This window comes from Maribacter flavus (assembly GCF_008386635.1).
Taxonomy (GTDB): domain Bacteria; phylum Bacteroidota; class Bacteroidia; order Flavobacteriales; family Flavobacteriaceae; genus Maribacter; species Maribacter flavus.
In genome coordinates this window covers 777,021-800,018 of the sequence record NZ_VUOE01000001.1, presented here as the reverse complement: position 1 = coordinate 800,018, position 22,998 = coordinate 777,021, and the positions used below count along the sequence as shown (strand labels likewise).

Below are 22,998 nucleotides of genomic sequence, written 5' to 3'. Positions count from 1 at the left end.
GTTGTGACCTATAAAGATAGCAGATTTTTAACGGTAAATATTAAATAACATCGCATTAAAGACTTGGAAAGAATATCATTCCCACCTCTTTTTCTGCAACCGCACAGCATTAAAGATTGCCAATAATGCTACCCCAACATCGGCAAAAACCGCTTCCCACATCGTGGCCAAACCACCTGCACCAAGGATAAGGACGACAACCTTTACCCCAAAGGCCAGACCGATATTCTGCCAGACAATCCTACGGGTGGAACGACCGATTTTGACCGCCCTGGCAATCTTGCTCGGTTGGTCGGTCTGAATGATGACATCTGCGGTTTCGATGGCGACATCGCTTCCCAAACCGCCCATTGCGATACCTACATCGCTTGCAGCAAGTACGGGCGCATCATTGATGCCATCGCCCATAAAGGCTACAGTCGTATAAGGTTGTTTTTTGAGTTTCTCGACTTCGTTCAGTTTATCTTCCGGTAGCAGACCACCTTTCGCCCAATCGATATTCAATTCTTCAGACACCTGTTGGGTAATGGAATCCTTGTCGCCCGAGAGCATTATGATTTTAGAGATACCCGCTTCTCGTATCTGATTGATGGCTTGGTGTGCATCTTCCTTCAGTTCATCGGCAATGGTTACATATCCGGCAAACTTTCCGTCGATGGCTACCATTACTATGGATTCGACTATAGTATCGGTCTCAGAGGGAACTTCGATGCTATTAGAAACCATCAAAGCTTTATTGCCCACTAATACCTGCTTTCCATTGACCGTACCTTTCAGTCCCTTTCCAGCAACTTCGGAAACTTCGGTTGCTTCAAAATCGGCACCATCGGCCTTATATTCCAGTATCGCTTTTGCAATGGGATGGGTGGATTGTTTTTCCATCGCCATCAGGTATTGCATAAATTCCGCTTCTGCAAAATTGGATTTATTGACCACTTCCTTAATCTTGAAGACCCCTTTGGTAACTGTACCCGTTTTGTCCATTACCACGGTATTTACCTTGGTAATCGCATCGAGAAAGGACGCACCTTTGAACAAAATCCCGTTGCGGGATGCCGCACCTAATCCGCCAAAATAGCCCAAGGGAATGGATATGACCAAGGCACAGGGACAGGAAATTACCAAGAAAATCAGAGCGCGGTAGAGCCAATCCCTAAACACATAATCGTCCACGAAGAAATAGGGCAAAAACGTCAGTCCGATGGCAAGGAAAACCACGATGGGTGTATAAATTCTGGCGAATTTTCTAATGAACAGCTCCGTTTTAGATTTTCGGGCGGTAGCGTTCTGAACCATATCCAAGATTCGGGCGATGGAACTGTCCTTAAATTCTTTGGTAGTCTTTACTTCAATGACCCCATCCAAGTTGATGCTTCCTGCATAGATTTTTTCGCTCTTGGCAATGGTATCGGGTTTGCTTTCACCGGTAATGGCAGCCGTGTTCAGCGATGCTTTTTCTGAAAGTAAAATGCCGTCCAAAGGAATTTTTTCGCCTACGCGAACCTGAATTCTTTCACCAATCTCGACCGTTTCGGGATTGACCGAAACAAAATCCTCATTTCTATAAACCAATGCTTCATCGGGTCGCGCATCCAAAAGTGCCTTTATATTTCCCTTCGCCCTATTTACCGCAGCGTTCTGGAAGAGTTCGCCCACGGCATAAAATAGCATTACGGCCACACCCTCGGGATATTCGCCTATGGCAAATGCCCCCAAGGTGGCAATGGACATCAAGAAAAATTCCGTAAAGAAATCACCGTTCCTGATACTGTTCCAGCCTTCTTTAATTACAGGAAACCCAACGGGAATGTAAGCTACAGTGTACCAAATAATCCGCACCCAGCCCCTGAAGAATGGGAACGTATCGAAATAATCTATGGCAATGCCCGTAATCAGCATTAAAAAGCTGAAAATGGCGGGCAAGTAGGTCTTAAAATTGGATACCTCTGCGGCACTGCTATGGTTATGTCCGTCATCGTGACTGTGCTCACCTTGATGTTCTTTCGGGTCTAAATCCCGTAAGTTTACTTTTTTCTTTTTCATTGCGTTTTTCGGTATTTATTTAAAATTTTGGCTATGTCTTCGGGCATTTCCATTCTTTTCAATGGTGGCACATCGCTTCCACCGGTATTTCCAATGGGTACGTGGTCGATAAATGATTTCCAACCACCAACCAAAAGTCGCAACACCTGACCCAGAACTTCTTTTGTGTTTCGCTGACGTAACCCGAATTTTAACATTGACCAATGGGTATAGGTATGTTCCAACGGGTAGGATTGACCGAGAATATGGGAACGTTCAAGGTGATGCCAAGCTTGGGATGAATTTCCACTATGTAATGAAGAACGATATAGGTTCAGTTCATCTAAATAAAATGCTCTAAGGCCTATTGGTATGGTGGTATTAAATTTCATTATTTATTATTCATTTTTAAAGTGCAAGGTATGTATCTGACCTATGCAACGGAAGTGCATTATTGTCCGCTGCATTTGTCACAAATACCCTTCAGTACCAAATTGGCATCCTCTGCCACAAAGCCTTCTGGCAGATTGATATGTGGAATCTTATGTTCGGTCAGGCAAACGGTCTCATCGCAATTGTTACAAAGGAAATGCAGGTGCAAATCTTGTTCAAGGTTACAATCGCAACCAGGCTCACAAAGTGCATATTTTTGTATGCCTGTACCATCATCTATTTGGTGCACAATTTTCTTTTCTTCAAAGGTGCGCAACGTTCTATATAAAGTCGTACGCTCTGCTTTCGCGAAAGCGGCTTCAATATCTGTCAATGATATGGCTACTTCCTTTTCTGCCAAATATTTATAAATCAATAACCGCATCGCCGTCGGGCGAACGCCATTTTCAGTGAGTCTTTGTTCTATTTTTTTCATTTTATAATTGTCTGTATTAATGTCCGTGTTCTTCCGCTTCGCCCTTTTTTAGTTCCGCCATTAGGTAGTAGGCGTTGTTATAGGCGTATTGTGTGTTCGGTTCTTGTTCGCTCAAAAAATCAATGGCAATCCAATCGCCATCGTGGGTGCCTTTGGTGATTTCAATGGGTTTGAATGACCAATCGTCACCTTCCTTTTCTGCCGAGAATACAAAGAATCTCTCGCCATCGGCTGCTATGGCAGCTTCGGGCATCGCCTTAGTTTGTGTATTTTCCGTTTGGATGCGCCCCTGAATGTACATCCCGGGAATCAGGTTGCCTTCCTTGTTCTCGATTTCAGCGTGTACGTGAATAGCCTTCGGATTTTGTTCAAAGGTCTTTCCTACGGAATAGATTTCGGCAGTCAGTTCCTTTCCGGGAATGGACTGTACATTGAAAACCACTTTTTGCCCTTCTTTCACCTTATGGACATCCTTTTCGAAAACCATCAAATCTGCGTGTACGTGATGGGTGTCCACAATTTCCATAAGGTCGGTCTGTGGTTCTACGTACTGCCCAGTCTTAATTTCTACTTTTTGGACGAATCCTTCAATGGGGCTTCTAAGAGATACACGCTGATAAATTGTACCGTTTCTTACGCCTGGTGCGCTGATACTCAACTGTTGCAGTTGCGCCTCAAGACCTTTTACCATACTTCGGGATGCCTGGTATTCGGCTTCTGCCTTTTGAAAATTGGCACCGCTGCCGACACCTGCATCGTACAGGGTTTTTTGCCGCTCATATTCCTTTTTAAGAAATTGACTATTACTGAAAGCATTGAGGTAATCCGTTTGTTTCTCGATGATATTGGGGTGGGACAGATAGGCGACCGTTTGCCCCTTATTAACCTTATCACCCTCGATAACTTCGATGGATACCACGTTGGCACCTACTACCGTTGTGATGGTGGCCTCGTTCTGAGGTGGGACTTCCAACTGCCCGTTGGCTTGCACATAACCGCTCATATTCCGCATTTGCAGGGTGTCGATTTCCATTTGTAGTGCATCGAACTGTTTAGCTGTGAGCATTACTTCCTCGGCTTCACCCTCGGAATGTTCTTTTTCCATTTCCAGATTGGCATTTTTATTCCCTGCGGTTTCTTTGTTGGAATCGCCACAAGCGGTCAACGCCAAAAGCATCGCCAACAAACCAATAGCTGTGTATTTTGATAGATTCTTCATTTTATTATTTGAAATATTGTAGTGCAAAAACTGATTTTAGATAATTGTCGAGCGCGTCCAGCGCATCCATTTCCGTCTGTATGGCATCCCTAATAATTTGGGTGAATGCGGCATAATCCACGGCACCTTCCTTATAGGCTAATAACGCACCCTGTCGCTGTTCCTCGGCAAGCGGTAAGGCCTTGTCCTTATAGAATCGCCAGGATGCTTCCCATTTTTGATACGCTTGTACAGCTTGTCGATATTCCGATTGCAGTTGGCGTTTGGTAAAGTCCGCATTGGCTTTTGCAATTTCACTTTGGATTTTGGCTGCCTTGGCCTGACTGCGTTCTGTACCAGAAAACAATGGAAGGGATATTCCTGCCTGATAAGTGTAGAATCCGTTACTGCCATTCACCCGTTGCAATCCGCCCTGAAGGTTGAGATTGGGCAACAAATCGGAACGTTCAGCTTGGTAGCTGGATTGGGCTTCCTCAATCCGCTTTCGCGAAAGTTCCAGTTCTGGATGGGTTTCTATGGTTGATGGAATTCCCAGTACTGCCATTTCATTTTCATCAAGGGTGTCGGGAACAGTATAGAACGTGTCGGAAACCAACCAAAGATTAAGCTTCTGTAGGGCAATGGCATAGTCACTTTCGGCCTGTTGAAGTTTATTGTTGATTTGAAATGCCTGATTGGTTGCCGATGAATATTCCAAACGTGAAATGGCCTCTACCTCGTAATTCAGTTCAATCGCCTTTTCAAATTGCGAGTAGATGGAATCCAGTTCACGATACAGTTCAAATTTCTGCCGTTGCTGATAGGCCTGTGACCAAGCTTTTTTGACTTCCTGTTCCACTTGCAATGCGGTAAAGTCAAGTGCGGTTTCCGCCAAGGCGATACGCTGTTTTTGCAACCGCTTCTTCGCACCGATACCGAACAGGTTGATATTCTGTTGAACCACGCCAACAAGGGTATAAATGCCCTGACCATCAGAAACTTCCTCACCACCGGTAAACACTTGGGTATTCCCTAAATCATAGGCCGTACCTTTTAGGGCGTTCTGCTTTTGAATTTCCAGTTGTTTTGTTTTCAATAGCGGATAGTTTTCTTTGGATATTTCTACCGCTTGTTCCAATGAAACAACAGGTAATGTATCGTTCTGCCGAACTTGTTGCGCTTCCGCTTTCGCGAAAGCAAAAAAGAAACAGACCACCGCAGAAGCGGTTACGATTTTCGGATTGACCTTTATCTTGCGTTCCGAACGTCTTTCTACCCATTGATAGAAAATGGGAAGAATGAATAGAGTCAACAAGGTGGATGTAATCAATCCACCGATAACGACCGTTGCCAACGGTCGCTGAACTTCTGCCCCTGCCGATGCGGAAATTGCCATTGGCAGAAACCCAAGGATATCGGTAAAGGCCGTGAGCATAATGGGGCGTACCCTTCTTTTTGTTCCTTCAACGATTCGCTCTTTTAGGTTTATAACGCCTTCCTCTTTCAGTTCGTTGAATCCGCTAATCATTACCAATCCGTTCAGTACGGCAACCCCAAAAAGCACGATAAAGCCAACCCCTGCGGAAATACTAAAGGGCATATCCCTAAGCCAGAGAGCGAACACGCCACCAATAGTCGCCATCGGTATGGCCAGATAAATCATCAACGTCTGCGGAAAGGATTTTAATGCAAAATATATCAGGATGAATATGAGTAATAGCGCAATAGGAACCACGGTCTGCAATCGGTCGCTGGCCCTTTCCAGATTTTCAAAGGCACCACCATAGCGGATAAAATAACCTGGGGGTAAATCGAGGTTTGCATCCAGCTTGTCCCTTATCTCATTGACCAGCGATTCCACATCGCGACCACGTACATTAACGCCTACATAGGTTCTGCGATTGGTATTGTCCCTGCTTATCTGCATCGGTCCCGGTGTGTATTCGATGGCCGCCAGTTCGTGAAGTGGAATTTGTGAACCGTTCGGTAGATTGATATAGAGATTACGGATATCGTTGATATCGCTTCGGTTCTGCTCATCGAGCCTTACCACCAAATCAAAACGCTTTTCACCTTCAAAAATGACCCCTGCGTACCCACCTGCAAAAGCGGATTGCACCATCATATTGAGTTGGTCGATGCTTACGCCGTATTGGGCCAGTTTGTTTCGATTGTACTTTATCGTCATCTGCGGTAAGCCCGATGTGGCTTCTGCCCGCATATCGCCTATACCTTCAGTACCTGCGATGATTTTGGTAATCTCGTCCGCTTTGGACGCAAGTACATCGATATCCTCACCGTATATCTTAATGGCAATATCCTCACGGATGCCTTCCAATAGTTCATTGAACCGCATTTCGATGGGTTGCGTAAATTCATAATTGACACCAGGGATAATGCTCACCGCATCCTTCATCTTGTCAATAAGTTCATCCTTGGATTCGGCAGAAACCCATTCGTCCTGCGGTTTCAGGATTACGAATACATCGGCAAAGTCCATAGGCATTGGGTCGGTAGGCACTTCCGCAACACCGATACGGCTAACTATTTTTTCCACTTCGGGAAATTCGGCCTTTACGATGCGTTCTATTTTTGTGGTGGTCTCGATGGTCTCGCTCAATGAGCTTCCGGGTTTCAAAATAGCGTGGAAAGCAATATCGCCCTCGTCCAATTGCGGTATGAACTCACCGCCCATTTTAGTGAACGTGAAGATAGCCACGGCAAAGATGGCCACCGCAATACTAACGACCCATTTTCCTTTTTCCAAGGCATTTAACAATAGGGGCTCATACTTGCGTTGTACCCAATGTACAAAACGGTCGCCCCACGATTTCTTTTCCTTTTTTGGCGGTTTCAGGAATAATGCGGACATCATCGGCACATAGGTCAGACATAAAACCATTGCACCAATCATCGCAAAGATGAACGTAAGTGCCATAGGCTGGAACATCTTGCCCTCGACACCTTCCAATGCCAAGATGGGTAGGAAAACGATAAGGATTATCAGCTGTCCGAAGAAGGCTGCGTTCATCATTTTTTTGGATGCATCGGCTGCAATTTCGTCACGGTCTTTCTTATCCAAAGATTTCTTTTTAAGCACATAACTGGCCATAAGAAATACACTCGCTTCCACGATAATGACCGCCCCATCTACGATAATACCAAAGTCGATTGCACCCAAGCTCATCAGGTTCGCCCATACGTCAAAAACATTCATTAGGATAAAGGCAAACAATAGGGATAGGGGAATGGTCGATGCCACAATCAGTCCGCCACGCCAGTTCCCCAAAAGAAAGACGAGTACAAAAATCACGATGAGCGCGCCTTCCAGAAGATTGTTGCGTACCGTGCCCGTTGTCTCACTTATGAGTTTACTTCTATCCAACAATGGTTCGATGACCACGCCTTCGGGAAGTGATTTCTGGATTTCCGCCATCCTATCCTTAACGCGGACAATGACCTCGTTTGAGTTTGCGCCTTTGAGCATCATCACCAGTCCACCGACGACCTCGCCTTCGCCATCCTGCGTTAATGCCCCATAGCGAACGGCGGAACTGAAGCGTACATCGGCCACATCGTTTACGGTGATGGGCACACCATTTTCATTTTTAATAACGATTTTCTTGATGTCATTGAGGTTGCGTACCAAACCTTCACCCCGAATGAAGTTGGCCTGGTGGTTCTTTTCGATGTAGGCACCACCCGTATTCCTATTGTTTGCTTCCAAAGCTTTAAATACATCGGTAATGGTAAGCCCGATAGCCTTCAATTCGTTGGGGTCAACGGCCACTTCATATTGTTTAATCTTTCCACCTATCGCATTGATTTCAACGACGCCAGGCACCATCGCCATTTGTCGTTGTACAATCCAATCCTGCATCGTGCGCAAGTCGGCAAGGGAATACTCGTCCTGAAACTCAGGCTTGACCTTTAAGGTGTATTGGTACACTTCGCCCAAACCAGTTGTAATAGGTCCCATCGATGGCTGGCCCAATTCCTCTGGAATTTGATCGCGTACCTCAGTCAGTTTTTCGGAAACGAGCTGGCGTGGCAAAAAGGTTCCCATATCATCGTCAAAAACTACCGTTACCACCGATAGCCCGAATCGGGAAATCGAACGGATTTCCTTGACATCGGGAAGGTTGCTCATCGCCACTTCCACGGGATAGGTTACGAACTGTTCGATATCCTCTGTACCCAGATTGGGCGATTGCGTGATGACCTGTACCTGGTTGTTGGTTATATCCGGCACAGCATCTATGGGAACTTGGGTCATACTGTAGATACCGGCACCGATGAGTGCCAGTGTAAGCAGACCGATAATAAATTTGTTATTGATTGAAAAATCAATGATTCTGTTAATCATAGATTTAGGTGTTAATTCAGTTAAAAATGAAATTGTGCTTTCCCTTCGACTGCGCTTTGGACAGGCGCGCAAGGCAAATACACCATTTGAAGTTTCCTAAAGCTGAAAACTTCAAAACTGGATATAGTAATCCTGTAAAACTGAATTAAACCTGCGGGGGCTGAAAGAGAGAGAAAGTAATATCCTTACCGATACTGTCGAAGTGGGCAAAGTTATCCTGTGGAATGGTCGCTTGAAGCGGTTCGAAGTTAGCAATACCAAAGTGTATCGTGTGAACGTGACAGCAGTGGCACTGGCAGAACGGTGAGCAAAGTTCGCAATCGTCACCGTGGTCACCATCAAAATCAACTACTGAAACGGTTTGGGAATCGTCGGCGACATCACCAACATCGCTACAAGGCACCACATTGAGCGCCAAGAAGTAAATCGATAATATGATTGCCAAAACTTTCACGATGCAAAGATAACAGAATTTCGGTGCAACAGGGTTGCAAAGTCCTATTTCAACGAATCAATCACACTACCGCACGTTAACATCGCATCACCATAATAAGGATTACGGATTTCTTCTTCGGTGCTCAACCAAACCGCACCTTTATTGTTGTTTGCCATTGGGCATTTTTGAACGTATAGGGGGTTGTCAATGCTTTCGAGATTCATTGCTATTGCAACCAAATTTTCATTGAGAATGACGAAATGACTACGTTGGTTTTCTAAATTAGAATTACTTGCAATGGCATCCAGCATTTCAATACTTTTGGATAGATGGGTTTTGAGCATTTTGTCCAAATCTTTTTGTGATATCACCTTCATTTTTTCGGAAGATACTTTCGCAAAATCGGAAACTTTTTCTGCATTACTCGCTACCAAAGCATCTTTGAGTTCAAGGTATGACGGCAAAGCCTTCACAAACTGTTCTTGAAAAGAAGTTGAAAGTGACATTTCCATCGCCATCATTTCTTTCTCTTCTTCAGTACTTTGATTCATCATCGATTTCTTCCCCTGCAATTGCGCAGCTGCATCTACGGTAAAAGTGCCATTGGTCACAATCTCATCGCCATTTTTTAAACCGGATGTAACCGTAAACATATCGCCATTGCGATTGCCAAGAGTAACTTCCCGCATTTCAAAAACAGGTTCGTTGGCGTTGGTTTTGATGTACACCAAAGACCGTTCACCCGTCCACATCACAGCACTTGCAGGTATGGTCAGGTTTGATTCCGTATTTACCGTTGTTCCTTCTACTTTGCCAGTTACGAACATTCCGGGTTTTAGCATTCCATCGCTATTTTTGAGATTGGCCCGAACGGTTACGGTGCGGGTTTGGGTATTCAGAACAGGGTCTATAAATGAGACCGTTGCATCAAATTCCTTATTTGGATAAGCATTTGTCGTTACTGAAATTTTCTGCCCTTTTTTAAACTCTGAAATCTGGTTTTCGTAGGCATCAAATTCCGCCCATACAGAGTTTAGGTTACTCACCTTTACAATGGGCTGTCCCTGTTTTACATAGTCGCCTTCGGCAGCCATTTTTTCTGAAACCGTTCCGGATACGGTCGCATAAATCGGAAAGTTCTCTTTGACCTTGCCGGATTCCTCTATGCTATTGATTTGGGCTTCCGAGAGTTTCCAAAGTTTCAGTTTGTTGCGTACCGCCTTGTATAGTGAGGGTTGCGATTCTTTTAGCGAAGCCGCAGTAATCAATTCTTGCTGAGCAGCTATCAGATTAGGTGCATAAATGGTTGCCAACAATTGCCCTTTTTGTACTTCCTGACCTTCAAAATTGACGTTGAGCCGTTCAATTCTACCATCGAAATAACTGGCCTGCACCGCATTTTCTTCCTCGTTCATCTTGATTTTTCCCGAAAGGGAAATCATATTCTCATCATCTACAGAAGCATTTCCCACGATGGATGTTTGGATGTCCGCCAATGCCATCGCATTTTTGGTCATCTTTATTTCGTTCATTGCAAGTCCATAAGCACCTGATTCCGCAGGAATTAAATCCATTCCGCAAATGGGACAATCACCTGGTTCGGGTTGCATAATCTGGGGGTGCATCGAGCAGGTCCACATTTGACCTTCCGCTTCTGTGGAATGGTCGTGCTTATCTGTCATAGATTCTTCCGATGAGCCACCGAAAATGAGCCAACCACCAAGCAGTCCGACAACGACTGCAATAGCGATATATATGAAATTCTTGTTCATAGCTATTTATTTTTCGTTCTGTAATCGTTCAATCATTTCTTTCATTTCGGCAATTTCCCTGCGCTGTGCCTTGATGATTTCTTCTGCCAGTTTCTTCACCTCTGGGTCTTTGATGTCCGCTCGTTCACTGGTCAATATAGCGATGGAATGATGCGGTATCATTGCTTTCATCCATAGTACGTCACCTACTGTGGATTTTTGGTCGCGAACCAAAAACAATGCCCCAAAAAACAAGACCAAACTACCTAAAAGAATGGCAATATTCTTTTTCTTGTCGGTGTACATCTTCCGCATAAAAAACCACATAATGACTGCCATTGCTGCTATGCCCAGACAGACCATATAGAAGCGCGTTAGGCTGAACCATACGTGGTCGAGTTCATAGGTGTTGAGATACATTGTGATGTACATTGCTACAAATGAGCAAGCCAGCATCATAAAAAATGTTCTGTATTTTCCTTTGTTTGCGTGTTTTGAATGTTCCATAGTTTTTGAATTTTTGGTGTTATTTGTTTCTCTTTTTTATTTTTCTGATTGTTGGTGAACTGATATACCATAACAAAAACCCGCTCAATACGGTAATCAATCCAAGTAGGGAAAAGGCACGTAGTACGGTTGTATTGAAATCGTCGCGACCTTCATAATCCATCGTATGGGTCATCCATAGAAAGTCGAACCAACGCCAATCCCGATGACGTAGCGTTTGGAATGCGCCATCTTTTTCGGAAACGTAGGCCTTGATGTTTTTAGGTGTTTCATAGCTGATGACATAGGCCGGAAGCGGTCTGCCACGATACTCGCTATGGCTGCCTACTTGCTCGATGCGCTCGATTCCTTTTACTTGAAGTTCCGGCAACATATTCCGTTCAGCGATTTTCAGAGCTTCACTTTCTGAGATTACTTTCTTTACTTTGCCTGTCTTGGCATCAAAGAGCTGTTTGTCATTAATCCAGTAAAAGGGTTTACCACCGATTTCCCGAAGTTCTACCGAGACTATTGCTTCTTCAAGATTCACTTCGGATGGACTTATCAAACTTGTAAAAGCAGATGCCTTTACTGGGTCTTGCCGAAATTGGTCACCGTGTATTTCGTCAATGTCTGTCCAACTAAAATACATCCCACTTATCGTCCACATCAAGAACTGGATGCCCAAGAAGATGCCCAAATAGCGGTGTACCTTTCTAATTTTTATCGCTGTTTTTCTTTTTACCATATAACTTAATCAATGTTTGAACCTTTAAGCCTAAGCGAATTGGCTATGACCGAAACCGAACTGAAACTCATCGCCAAAGCAGCTATCATTGGTGATAGTAAAATCCCAAAAAATGGATAGAGCAATCCCGCAGCAATGGGTATTCCCAAGGTGTTGTATATCATCGCAAAAAACAGATTCTGCTTAATGTTTCGCATTACCACATCGCTTAAATTTCTTGCCTTGACAATACCGTGTAGGTCGCCTTTGACCAAAGTAATGGCAGCACTTTCTATGGCCACATCAGTACCCGTTCCCATTGCGATGCCTACATCGCTTTTTGCCAAAGCAGGTGCATCATTGATACCGTCACCTGCCATCGCCACGACTTTTCCATTTTCTTGTAGTTTTTCAACTTCCTGCAATTTGTTTTCGGGAAGCATTCCCGCTTGAAAATCTGCAAGATTGAGTTCGTTGGCCACTGCCTGAGCTGTATCGTGGTTGTCGCCCGTGAGCATAATCACATCGATTCCCTTGTCCTGTAATTCCTTGATGGCCTTGGCACTCGTTTTCTTAATTTTATCACCAATTACTACATAACCGACAAGGTTTCCATCAATCGCGAGATAGGAAACGGTTTTGCCCTGCTTTTGGAAGAATTGGGCTTTTTCTTCCATTTCTTTGGAAAGCGTCGCCTTTGCATATTCCATCATTTTGGCATTTCCTAAAGCCACCTTTTTACCGTTTACATTACCTTCAACACCTTTACCGGTTACGGCATTGAACCCGTCGGCTTTTAAGAAATCAGCTTTTTGTTCTTTGCCGTATTTGATGGTGGCTTCCGCAAGGGGATGCTCACTTTGATTATTCAGGGAAACAATGTATTGCAGTACTTCGCTATCGCTGAAACCGTTATCAAAAGACCCCATTTTTTCCACCGTGGGTTTTCCTTCGGTAATCGTTCCCGTTTTATCCACGATAAGGGTATCTACCTTATCCATTTTTTCAAGTGCCTCTGCATTCTTGATGAGCACCCCATTTTGTGCACCCTTACCCACACCGACCATCACGGACATCGGTGTTGCCAATCCCAATGCACAGGGACAGGCGATAATCAAAACGGCAATGGCATTGACCAAGGCATACACATAAGCTGGTTCTGGTCCCCAAATTGCCCAAATCCCAAAAGTGATTACGGCGATGATGACCACGATGGGCACAAAGTAACCTGAAACGGTATCGGCCAGTTTTTGGATAGGCGCACGGCTACGACTGGCATCATTGACCATTTGGATGATTTGTGAAAGCAAAGTGTCGGAACCTACCTTTTCCGCTTTCATAAGGAAAGACTGGTTGCCGTTGATAGTTCCGCTACTGACTTTATCATCGGTTGACTTGTTGACTGGAATGGGTTCGCCCGTTATCATCGATTCATCGATGGATGTTTCGCCTTCGGTGATAACACCATCAACGGGAATTTTATCGCCCGGTTTTACCCGAAGAATATCGCCCAATTCAATTTGGTCGATGGCCACTTCCTGTTCCTCACCATCCACGACTTTAACTGCCTTATTTGGCGCCAGTTTTAAAAGTTCCTTGACCGCGGAATTTGTCTTGCTATGGGCTCGGGCTTCCAATAGTTGGCCAAGTAAAACTAACGTGAGAATGACCGTGGCCGCTTCAAAATACACGTGTACGGTGCCCGCTTCGGTCTTGAACTGGTCTGGGAAAAAGTCCGGCATCAGCATCCCGAATACACTAAACAACCAAGCTACACCAGCACCGATGCCAATGAGCGTGAACATATTGAGGTTCCACGTTTTTATGCTTCGATAAGCACGCTCGAAGAACATCCAAGTGGCATAGAACACCACGGGTAGGGAAAGTGCAAACTGAATCCAGTTCCAGTATTTCAGTTCCAAAATATCGTATAGCGGATTGTTGCTGACCATTTCGGACATCGCAATGATGAAAATAGGCAGTGTAAAGGCCGTGGCTATCCAGAACTTTTTGAGCAGTTTTTTATAGGTTTTTTCCTCTGCGGACAAATCTGGCTTCATCGGTACCAAGTCCATCCCACAAATGGGGCAGCTTCCCGGTTCATCCTTTACAATTTCAGGATGCATTGGGCACGTCCATTGTTCGCTGCGGGAACTGGCGGAAAAGCTTTGCTCTTCCACCAAATCCATTCCACAGACAGGGCAATCGCCTGGCTTGTCATAAGTATTATCGCCTTCACAGTGCATCGGGCAGTAGAACGTTCCGGTTCCCTTGCCTTTTGGTTTTTGCTTTTTCGCTTTCGTACTTCGACTATGCTCAGTATTAACTTTAGCCGAATCATCCTTGTGATGATGTTTGCCAGATTTGTGAATGCTATACGAACCACCATCTTGCTTTAGAGCTTCCTGAAATGATTCGATAGGAATATGCGATTCCATTTCAATGACCGCTTCAGATTTTTCCAAATCGACCAATACATCAATTACACCGTCCACTTTAGAGAGCGTTTTCTCGACGTGGGTTCTGCAACCGTTACAGGTCATTCCGTGTATGTGATAGGTGTGTTTCATTACTTTACTAATTTGTGTCTGTTACGGAAAGGGTTACTACGAACCATCATACTACCCTTCCCGCAGCAGGACTTTATTCCAAGCTATCTTTTAGTTTATTCATATAGTCAATTACTGCTGTTTTGTTCGCCTCAGAAAAAATTGCATCCCGATGAATTAGCGTGTAACTATCCAAAGGCATTTCCCCATCCTCAATCTGGTTTATGATAGACCGTAATTTGCTATTTTTCCTTCGGTCGGAAAGGTTGCCCCATTCGTTGAAATTCAGCTCTGCCTTTCCTTCTTTGATATGATGTTCCAAGTACCAAGAAGAGGGTTGTACCTTGCTGTACCAAGGATAATCGGTATTATTGCTATGGCAATCATAGCAGGAAACCTGCAACGATTGTTCTACCGTTGCAGGTACATTGTTCACGAGCATAAAATCGGTTTGTGGTACGGTTTCACTCTGGTTATAGTCCACAGGAAAAAACTGGATGACCACAAAGGCAACCAATGCTATCCACGCTATGATTTTTACTATTTTCACTTAGTTGATTTCACGTTGCACCTTACCACATTTTAGCATTTGGGCACCGAAATAGGGGTTTCTGATTTCTTCATTCATACTTAGCCAAGCACCGCCTTTATTGTTATCGTACATTGGGCAGTACTGCTCATAAATGGTCATTGAAGTTCCCGTTATCGCCACCATATCGGTCATATCCTTGCTAAGCGTTTTAAAATGCTCGCGTTGGTGGGCTATATCGCTCTCGCCAATATGCTCGGCGTGTTCGGTGGCATCCTCAATGATATCGTTTAGTTCGTTCTGCTCGCTGTCCGAGTAGCTCGATGCATCAAAGGATTTGAGCGATTGTGCCAAGGTGTTGCCCAGTTCCTTTGCTTTGGAATTGTCATCGTTGACCAAAGCGTCCTTCAAGTTGAAATAGTCCTTCAATATCGCTTCTGCCTTGGCATCTTGGCTGTTATCCATAGCCATATCTTCCTTATCATCCATCTTTTCTTGATGTATTTCATTGCTCATTGGCTTGGCGGGTTCGTTCTTATTTCCGTCCTTGCAGGAAACTGTTACCATCACTACGGTAGCAAGTGCCATTGTACCTATCGTTCTCTTTACTGTTTTCATTTTGTGTTTGTTTTAAATTGTTACTTTGTTAAAATCGGGCTAAAAGACCGCCACCCCAGCCATATCGGTTATTGTAATTTGCTTGTATTGAAAAATTTCGGGATAGGATATAAGAGGTTCCCACCAACCATTGCGTTTCGCCCTGATAGGATGTATCGCCTATATCGTTCACCCAACCAAAGTCTGCCCGGTATTCGTATTCCCCTTCAAGGAAAAAGCGTGGAAAAAGCAACAGTTCCCTATCGAGACGTATCCTTGGGCGCAGTTGATGGTCTACACTCACATCTACATTAAATCGGTAAGGCGTAAAGTATTTTACACCAATTAGACCTACTGTATTAAAGGTGTCATACGAGTTGGGTGTAGAAGTTTCGGTATTTACTCCTACATAGAGGCGCACCCAATCATTGAGATACCTATTATAGTTTACTTCGGCTTCAAGGTTTTTGTTATAATCGAACTCTGCTCTTAAACCAAATTCATTCCGAATATTGCTTGACATCAGAAATAGTTCATTAAAGTTTGAGCCTGCACGCAACAATCCCCAAGAATAGTAATGGTCTGTTTCGTCAATCAGTTTTTGAACGGGAAAGTTTTTCATCCTTTCATCCCTTGGGGTATCATAGCTGAATACGCGAGCCATACCGCCCATCATATGGTACAGGATGTGGCAGTGAAAGAACCAATCGCCATACTCCTCGTTATAGAACTCGATAACCACTTTCTGCATCGGTGGCACATTGACGGTGTGTTTCAACGGCGAGCGCTCACCATTTTCATTGATTACCCTAAAATAATGCCCGTGAAGGTGCATCGGGTGGTGCATCATCGTTAGGTTGTTAAGGGTAATGCGGGTTACTTCACCACCCCTGATTTTAATCTTATCCGTTTCTGAAAGTGGCACACCGTTAATACTCCACACATAGCGTTGCATATTTCCGGTCAGGTTTAATAGAATGTCGTTTACGGGCAAATCAGCCTTGTAGGTGGTATTTTCCTTCGCTTTTAAGAAATCATAGTTGAAATAGGTTTTACGGGTATCGTAATCAAAAGAGGAAGTGTCTTTTTGCATCATAGGCATATCGTGCCCCATATGGCCTCCCATCATATGCGAAGGTTCGGTAGATTTCATTGGCATTGAATCTTTTTTCATTCCTGCCATACCGTCCATCTTTTTATCCATCTTCATTTGCTTATGGTCGTCCATCTTCATATTGTCGCCCATTTCGCCTTTATTCATTGACATTTTGTCTTGCATTCCCATATTCATCTGGCCATCTTTCATATCCATTTTCATCCCGTAATTTTCCTTCAAAAACTCGGGTGTTTTTTTCTTTTTGTTACCCACCATTGCAGGGGCGCCCATCTTCATATCCATTTTGGCCATTTGTTTCATCATTGCAACCTTGTCCGGTCTCTCAATTCTTTTTGCTGGATACAGGCTTCCCTGTCCCAAGCGCAACGAGGTGCTACCAGAACCGTCTTGAGCGGTGGCGGTAACTTCCAAAGTACCTTCAGGGATGGTTACGATAACATCATAGGTTTCGGCAATACCAAAAAGGAAACGGCTTTTAGGTACAGGTTCCACATCAATACCATCGCCCGCAACGACCATAGGGTTGCCACCGCCAAAATCCATCCAGTAATAGGTAGAGGCGGATGCATTGATAAAGCGAAGCCGTACTTTTTCGCCTGTTTTGAATTCGGGATACTCGGCCAATGATTTTCCATTGGTCAGAAATGCCGGATAATAGATGTCGGCTATATCTGCTCCTTCCATACGGTCTCTCCAAAATTTCAGTTGTGCACCAAATGCGCCTTCCTTGATAACCCTGCCCAAAGGAACCGCCGTACCTTTTTTGACCTGATACCACTCGTTACCTCTTTTAAGGTTTCTCAAAACATTCATAGGATTTTCGTTGGTCCAATCAGAGAGTACCACAACCAAATCCTTGTCATATTCCAGAGTTTTTTCTTTTGGGTGAATAATAATAGACCCATAAACACCGCTTTGCTCCTGTAGCATCGTGTGGGAATGGTACCAGTAGGTGCCTGATTGGTTGATTGGGATTCTGTATTGAAAAGTTGTTCCTGGTTTAATAGGTGGCGTGGTCAAATAGGGAACGCCATCGTAAAAATTGGGTAATATCAACCCGTGCCAATGTACAGAGGTTTCCACATCCATTTTATTGGTAACATTGATAATGGCGAGGTCGCCCTCGGTGAATTCCAAGACTGGTCCAGGAATACTACCATTGATGGTCATTCCTTTTGCTGTTACACCAGCGAGCGTCATTTCATTTTCTTCAATGGTTAAGTTATACTCCTTGACAGGTCTAGCTTCTTCATTTCTGTCCGCACCGTTTGTGCCTACTTGGGCAAATACAGTAGAAGAAAACAGCAATAGGGTGGTGATTTGTAATATTTTCATTTTTAATTTATTAAATAGTTTAAAAGTGCTGATTGCACGTAATACATCTTTATGGATTCGATTTGGTTCATCTGAAATTTCAGTTGCAATTCCTGAATGTCCAGCACATCGTTAAAATCGATGGTTCCCGTTTCATAATTCTTTATTAATATTTCCTCGGCATCGTTAGCCTGCATTAAACTCTTTTCTTGGGTATTGAACTGAATACGGGCTTGATTGCGCTGTGATTTTGCTTTCGCGAAAGCGGTTTCAAGTACATTCAAACGCTCTGTTTTTTGTGATTCGATTTCCAGTTGTCTCAGTTCGTTCTGTTTGGAAACCGATGAATAGCGGTTGTTGAAAATAGGTATGGACAGCGATACCATTGGCATCACGATATCCTTGCCGTTGTCGCTAAAGGTCATATCGGGACGTTCGGAAACGGGTACATAGTCCAATCCAAAACCGATGTTCGGGGCACTTTCCTTTTGGTTCAGCAATTCGGATTGTTCAATGGACTCGTAAAGTCTATCATATTTGAGCAGTTCGGGATTAAGCGCCAATCCTTCATCGCTGTATATCGGGTCTTCCGTTGGGATGGTCATTTCTGGGACGATTTCAACGGCAATGCTTTCCTTTCGGTTCAAAAGATTGTTGAAGCTGACCTGTTCCGCCAAATACTCCTCCTGCAAGACCTCTTTTTGTTGTTGCAGTTCGTTCTGGCGAATCTGCAACCGTAGAACATCAACTGCGGAAGCCTTGCCCACTTCCACAGAGGTCAATGCCAACCGTTCGTAAGTTTGTAGTAGTTGGATGTTTTCGTCCAGTACATCCTGTTTCGCATTGATGGCATATAGTTGATAGTAGGATTGGGCGACCGAAAGTGCCAGTTTTCGTTTGGCAATGGCAATTTCAACAAACTCGGTTTCCGCCATTGAGCTGGCATAGTTTTCCCGTGCCGTTATCGTACCGAACCACGGCAACATCTGCGAAATCGAAAATCGTGCCCGTTGCGCACCCGTTCGGGTTTCGGGTTCGCTTACAAAGTATCCTGCGCTTACCACAGTATTAGGTAGCGTATTGACTTCGTTCACTTTTTCTTCGGCGATATTGTACCGCAGCTCGTAAGCCTGAATATCTGGATTGTTCGCTTCTGCTTCCTGTATATAAGATTGAAGCTCTTGCGCTTCCGCGTAAAAAGAAACAAGCAATAATCCGATGATGATTTTTACATTTTTCATTTGCTCGCTCGTTTAAGTTGATTTTCTTCCCGCCAGCTATATAGTACGGGCAACAGGAAATATGAGGTTACATCAACGAGCATCCCACCCACAATGGGAATGGCCATTGGAATCATTATATCGCTTCCCTTTCCGGTGGATGTTAGCACTGGCAACAAGGCAAGAACGGTCGTTACGGTCGTCATCAAACAGGGACGGATACGCTTGCCTGCCGCTTCACGGGTAGCTTGACGAATGCCCGGTTTGTCATTCGGTTTTTCCTTATCGAAAGATTGGTCGAGATAGGTTGCCATCACCACACCGTCATCGGTAGCAATACCAAAGAGTGCGATGAATCCGACCCAGACCGCAACGCTCAGGTTGATAGTTTTGATATTGAACAACTCGCGAAGGTTCTCACCGAACAAATTGAAATTGAGAAACCAGTCTTGTCCATAGAGCCAAATCATCACAAAGCCACCTGCAAATGCTACGGCAATGGCGGTAAATACCATCAATGAGGTGGTGACCGATTTAAACTGAAAGTATAGAATGAGAAATATGATAATCAAGCATAGCGGAACCACGATGGACAGGGTTTTCTCTGCACGCAACTGGTTTTCATAGGTGCCCGTAAACTTGTAGCTGATGCCTTTGGGTACGGTCAGTTCGCCGCTGTCTATCTTTTCTTGAATCAAGGCCTGGGCATTTTCCACCACATCCACTTCGGCAAAGCCGTCCAGCTTGTCAAATAAAACATAGCCGACCAAGAAGGTGTCCTCACTTTTGATGACCTGCGGACCTTGCTCATACCGGATGTCCACGAGTTCGCCAAGGGGAACGGGGCTTCCTTTTTCCACGGGAACGTAGATATTCTTTAGGTCGGTCGGATTATCACGCAGCTCTCGTGGGTAGCGTACCCTAACGGCGTAGCGTTCCCTACCTTCGACTGTTTGGGTCAGGGGCATCCCACCTACGGCCACTTGCAGGATTTCCTGTACGTCCATAATCGAAACCCCGTAACGCGCCAACTGTTCCCGTTTGATATCCACCAACAGATAGGGTTTGCCCACGATACGGTCGGCAAATACGGCCTGTTCTTTTACACCTTCGGCCTGTTTCAATATTTCTTCGAGTTCCAAGCCGAAAGCTTCGATTTCCCGTAAGTCCTGCCCCTTGACCTTAATGCCCATTGGCGCGCGCATACCCGTTTGCAGCATCACCAATCGGGTTTCGATAGGCTGTAACTTAGGGGCGGAAGTAATACCGGGCAGTTTAGTGACCCTGACGATTTCGTTCCAGATATCATCCGGGCTCTGGATTTCAGGTCGCCAGTTTCGGTAGTACTCGCCATCATCATCGGGAATCAATTCGTTTCTTGTGATGGTAGTTTGCAATTGGGATGCTTCATAACTGGCATCGTTTTCTACTTCGTTGTTCGGATTAATATGGAACCTATCATTTTTCAATACAAAAAGTCCGTCGTCGTTTACCCGATAGCGTTGCCGTTCCCCTGAAGCGTTGCGCATATATTCCGACTTGTACTGAATCACGTTCTCGTACATCGAAAGCGGTGCCGGGTCAAGCGCGGATTCGGTGCGGCCTGCCTTTCCGACCACGGTCTCGATTTCAGGGATGGTGGCCACCGCCATATCCAATTGTTGCAAGACCCGTTTATTTTCGGCTACACCTGAGTGCGGTAGCGAGGTAGGCATCAACAGGAACGAACCCTCGTTGAGCGCTGGCATAAATTCCTTACCCGTGTTGCGCATTATGAAGAAACCGAGAACCAGCAATGTGGTGGGAATTATCAAGAACAGCAATCTGTTTTGCAATGCCCATCTTAAGATGCTATCGTAGTATTTTCTGAGTAGCGAAAAGATGCCCAGAACACCAAAACAGCTTACCGCTACAAAAATGAGGTTCATAATCAGGCTGCGGTCGAAGCCGAGCGGTCGCCAGTATTCAGCCAATAGGAATACAACTGCGATTGTGGCAATAGCCGTATTGATGAGATTTTTTTGCTTTACCGCTACGCTCTCCCTTTGGTCGTGAATCTCGCCAGCTCGATTTCGCGAAAGCGTAACACGCATCGATAAAATGGCTACCAAGCCAAAAGCGACAAGTACCAATCCTATCCAATACCCAAAAATCACTGCGGTGATTCCCAAAAGGATTAAAAGCCCATTGATGGCATATTTGAGCCGTTCCCGCATTTCGGTCTTTCTAAAGAAAGTGGCTGCGAATGGCGGTATAAGGAATAGGGCAATAACGAGTGCAGCGGCCAATGCCATTGTTTTGGTAAATGCCAATGGTCGAAAGAGTTTCCCTTCAGCACCAATCATCGTAAACACCGGAAGGAAACTAATTATTGTAGTCATTACAGCAGTAACAATAGCGCCGGAAACTTCGGATGTGGCGTTGTAAACGATTTCGTTTGTTGTATAGGGTTGACCGTTTTTGTTTACCCGCAAGTCTTCATCTTCCAGATGTCGAATCATATTTTCGGCAAGGATGACCCCGACATCTACCATCGTACCAATAGCAATGGCGATACCCGAAAGTGCCACAATGTTCGCATCCACATTAAAGAGCTTCATCGTGATAAAGACCATCAACACCGCCACGGGCAATAATCCAGAAATCAATATGGATGCTCTGAGATTGAAAACCATTATGATAATGACCAAAATGGTAATCAGGATTTCCAAGGTCAGGGCCTCGTTGAGCGTACCCAAGGTTTCTTGAATGAGTTCGGTACGGTCGTAAAAGGGGACAATAGTGACTTGGGAGGTTCTACCGTCGGCCAGTTCTTTTGAAGGAAGCCCCGAGCTTACCTCGTCGATTTGGTCTTTGACATTATTGATGACTTCCAGCGGATTGGCACCGTAACGGGCAACTACCACACCGCCCACGACTTCGGCACCTTCCTTGTCCAAAATGCCGCGACGTGTAGCTGGTCCCAAGTGTACCTTGCCTACATCCTTTATCCTGATGGAAGTGAAATTCTCGGAATCGACTACCGCATTTTCTATATCGGCTATGGATTTTACGTACCCCAGACCGCGCACCAGGTATTCGGCCTTGTTCATTTCCAAGGTTTGCGCACCGATGTCCTGATTGCTTTCCCTAACGGCCTTTACAATATCCGCCAGACCGATGTTGTACTGCCGCATCTTTTCGGGGTCAACATCCACTTGGTATTCCTGAACGTATCCGCCAATGGATGCCACTTCACTTACACCGCTTGCAGAAGAGAGCGCATATTTTACGTAGTAATCCTGTATGCTTCGTAGTTCCTGTAAATCCCATCCACCTGTAACGTTTCCCTCTTTGTCACGACCTTCCAGAGTGTACCAAAAAATCTGTCCCAATCCCGTGGCATCCGGGCCCAAGGCGGGATTGACACCATCGGGCAACAGACCGCTGGGTAGCGAATTGAGCTTTTCGAGGATGCGGCTACGCGACCAGTAGAATTCGATGTCCTCTTCAAAAATGATGTAGATACTGGAAAACCCGAACATCGAAGAACTACGAATGGTCTTGACGCCAGGTATTCCGAGAAGGGAAGTGGTGAGCGGGTAGGTAATCTGGTCCTCGATATCCTGAGGAGAGCGCCCTTGCCACTTGGTGAAAACAATCTGTTGGTTTTCGCCAATATCGGGTATGGCATCCACGGCCACAGGGTCATTGGGCAATATTCCGGTGTCCCAATTAAAGGGTCCGTTCACGATACCCCAACCCACGAAAAGGGCTAGCATCAGTACCGCAACGAGCTTATTTTCTATAAGGAATTTTATGCCTTTGTTCAGCATATA

The 22,998-nt window shown here is 44.9% G+C and carries 15 protein-coding genes; all 15 read right to left on the bottom strand.

From position 1 onward, the window contains the following. Positions 1–75 precede the first annotated feature (75 nt). Positions 76–2,043: a heavy metal translocating P-type ATPase gene (locus tag F0361_RS03530; protein ID WP_154917241.1), complete on the bottom strand. Its 1,968-nt coding sequence runs from the start codon at positions 2,041–2,043 to the stop codon at positions 76–78. Next, complete coding sequence (locus F0361_RS03525) at positions 2,040–2,414, bottom strand: DUF3703 domain-containing protein (RefSeq protein WP_138257808.1); 375 nt, start codon at positions 2,412–2,414, stop codon at positions 2,040–2,042. Before F0361_RS03525 ends, F0361_RS03530 begins: the two co-directional genes overlap by 4 nt. Positions 2,415–2,473: 59 nt before the next feature. After that, positions 2,474–2,890 (bottom strand): Fur family transcriptional regulator, encoded by a 417-nt coding sequence (locus F0361_RS03520; RefSeq protein ID WP_154917240.1) that lies wholly within the window; start codon positions 2,888–2,890, stop codon positions 2,474–2,476. A gap of 16 nt (positions 2,891–2,906) precedes the next feature. After that, the gene (locus F0361_RS03515) at positions 2,907–4,109 is read right to left on the bottom strand and encodes an efflux RND transporter periplasmic adaptor subunit (RefSeq protein WP_149304610.1); all 1,203 of its coding nucleotides are present in this window, start codon (positions 4,107–4,109) and stop codon (positions 2,907–2,909) included. A 4-nt stretch (positions 4,110–4,113) separates the two neighbouring features. After that, on the bottom strand, positions 4,114–8,454 hold the full coding sequence (locus F0361_RS03510) for a CusA/CzcA family heavy metal efflux RND transporter (RefSeq protein WP_154917239.1): 4,341 nt from the start codon (positions 8,452–8,454) through the stop codon (positions 4,114–4,116). Positions 8,455–8,599: 145 nt separating this feature from the next. Further along, complete coding sequence (locus F0361_RS03505) at positions 8,600–8,908, bottom strand: DUF6660 family protein (RefSeq protein WP_045802071.1); 309 nt, start codon at positions 8,906–8,908, stop codon at positions 8,600–8,602. A 44-nt stretch (positions 8,909–8,952) separates the two neighbouring features. Beyond that, positions 8,953–10,662, bottom strand: coding sequence for an efflux RND transporter periplasmic adaptor subunit (locus F0361_RS03500; RefSeq protein WP_154917238.1), 1,710 nt, complete (start codon positions 10,660–10,662; stop codon positions 8,953–8,955). 6 nt (positions 10,663–10,668) lie between these two features. Then, entirely contained in the window at positions 10,669–11,148 is a 480-nt protein-coding gene (locus tag F0361_RS03495) for a DUF305 domain-containing protein (RefSeq protein WP_045802073.1), read from the bottom strand. Between the two features lie 19 nt (positions 11,149–11,167). Continuing rightward, positions 11,168–11,875, bottom strand: a complete 708-nt coding sequence (locus tag F0361_RS03490; protein WP_138257801.1) for a PepSY domain-containing protein — start codon at positions 11,873–11,875, stop codon at positions 11,168–11,170. A gap of 5 nt (positions 11,876–11,880) precedes the next feature. Next, a complete protein-coding gene (locus tag F0361_RS03485) occupies positions 11,881–14,424 on the bottom strand; it encodes a heavy metal translocating P-type ATPase (RefSeq protein ID WP_138257800.1) in 2,544 nt (847 codons plus the stop codon). A gap of 73 nt (positions 14,425–14,497) precedes the next feature. Beyond that, positions 14,498–14,953 carry a heme-binding domain-containing protein gene (locus tag F0361_RS03480; protein ID WP_138257799.1) on the bottom strand — a complete coding sequence of 152 codons (456 nt, stop codon included), beginning with the start codon at positions 14,951–14,953 and terminating at the stop codon, positions 14,498–14,500. After that, positions 14,954–15,550, bottom strand: coding sequence for a DUF3347 domain-containing protein (locus F0361_RS03475; protein WP_138257798.1), 597 nt, complete (start codon positions 15,548–15,550; stop codon positions 14,954–14,956). Between the two features lie 28 nt (positions 15,551–15,578). Beyond that, positions 15,579–17,981 (bottom strand): multicopper oxidase domain-containing protein, encoded by a 2,403-nt coding sequence (locus F0361_RS03470; RefSeq protein ID WP_154917237.1) that lies wholly within the window; start codon positions 17,979–17,981, stop codon positions 15,579–15,581. Between the two features lie 2 nt (positions 17,982–17,983). After that, positions 17,984–19,201 (bottom strand): TolC family protein, encoded by a 1,218-nt coding sequence (locus F0361_RS03465; RefSeq protein WP_119638282.1) that lies wholly within the window; start codon positions 19,199–19,201, stop codon positions 17,984–17,986. Next, a complete protein-coding gene (locus F0361_RS03460) occupies positions 19,198–22,995 on the bottom strand; it encodes an efflux RND transporter permease subunit (protein WP_154917236.1) in 3,798 nt (1,265 codons plus the stop codon). The genes F0361_RS03465 and F0361_RS03460 overlap by 4 nt, the downstream gene beginning before the upstream one ends. Positions 22,996–22,998: the final 3 nt, after the last annotated feature.

What these genes read in the sequence shown, in the direction of transcription:
- F0361_RS03470 (WP_154917237.1), bottom strand. Translation starts at nt 17,981, where the DNA reads ATGAAAATATTACAAATCACCACCCTATTGCTGTTTTCTTCTACTGTA.
- F0361_RS03515 (WP_149304610.1), bottom strand. Translation starts at nt 4,109, where the DNA reads ATGAAGAATCTATCAAAATACACAGCTATTGGTTTGTTGGCGATGCTT.
- F0361_RS03475 (WP_138257798.1), bottom strand. Translation starts at nt 15,550, where the DNA reads ATGAAAACAGTAAAGAGAACGATAGGTACAATGGCACTTGCTACCGTA.
- F0361_RS03495 (WP_045802073.1), bottom strand. Translation starts at nt 11,148, where the DNA reads ATGGAACATTCAAAACACGCAAACAAAGGAAAATACAGAACATTTTTT.
- F0361_RS03490 (WP_138257801.1), bottom strand. Translation starts at nt 11,875, where the DNA reads ATGGTAAAAAGAAAAACAGCGATAAAAATTAGAAAGGTACACCGCTAT.
- F0361_RS03530 (WP_154917241.1), bottom strand. Translation starts at nt 2,043, where the DNA reads ATGAAAAAGAAAAAAGTAAACTTACGGGATTTAGACCCGAAAGAACAT.
- F0361_RS03500 (WP_154917238.1), bottom strand. Translation starts at nt 10,662, where the DNA reads ATGAACAAGAATTTCATATATATCGCTATTGCAGTCGTTGTCGGACTG.
- F0361_RS03465 (WP_119638282.1), bottom strand. Translation starts at nt 19,201, where the DNA reads ATGAAAAATGTAAAAATCATCATCGGATTATTGCTTGTTTCTTTTTAC.
- F0361_RS03510 (WP_154917239.1), bottom strand. Translation starts at nt 8,454, where the DNA reads ATGATTAACAGAATCATTGATTTTTCAATCAATAACAAATTTATTATC.
- F0361_RS03520 (WP_154917240.1), bottom strand. Translation starts at nt 2,890, where the DNA reads ATGAAAAAAATAGAACAAAGACTCACTGAAAATGGCGTTCGCCCGACG.
- F0361_RS03525 (WP_138257808.1), bottom strand. Translation starts at nt 2,414, where the DNA reads ATGAAATTTAATACCACCATACCAATAGGCCTTAGAGCATTTTATTTA.
- F0361_RS03485 (WP_138257800.1), bottom strand. Translation starts at nt 14,424, where the DNA reads ATGAAACACACCTATCACATACACGGAATGACCTGTAACGGTTGCAGA.
- F0361_RS03460 (WP_154917236.1), bottom strand. Translation starts at nt 22,995, where the DNA reads ATGCTGAACAAAGGCATAAAATTCCTTATAGAAAATAAGCTCGTTGCG.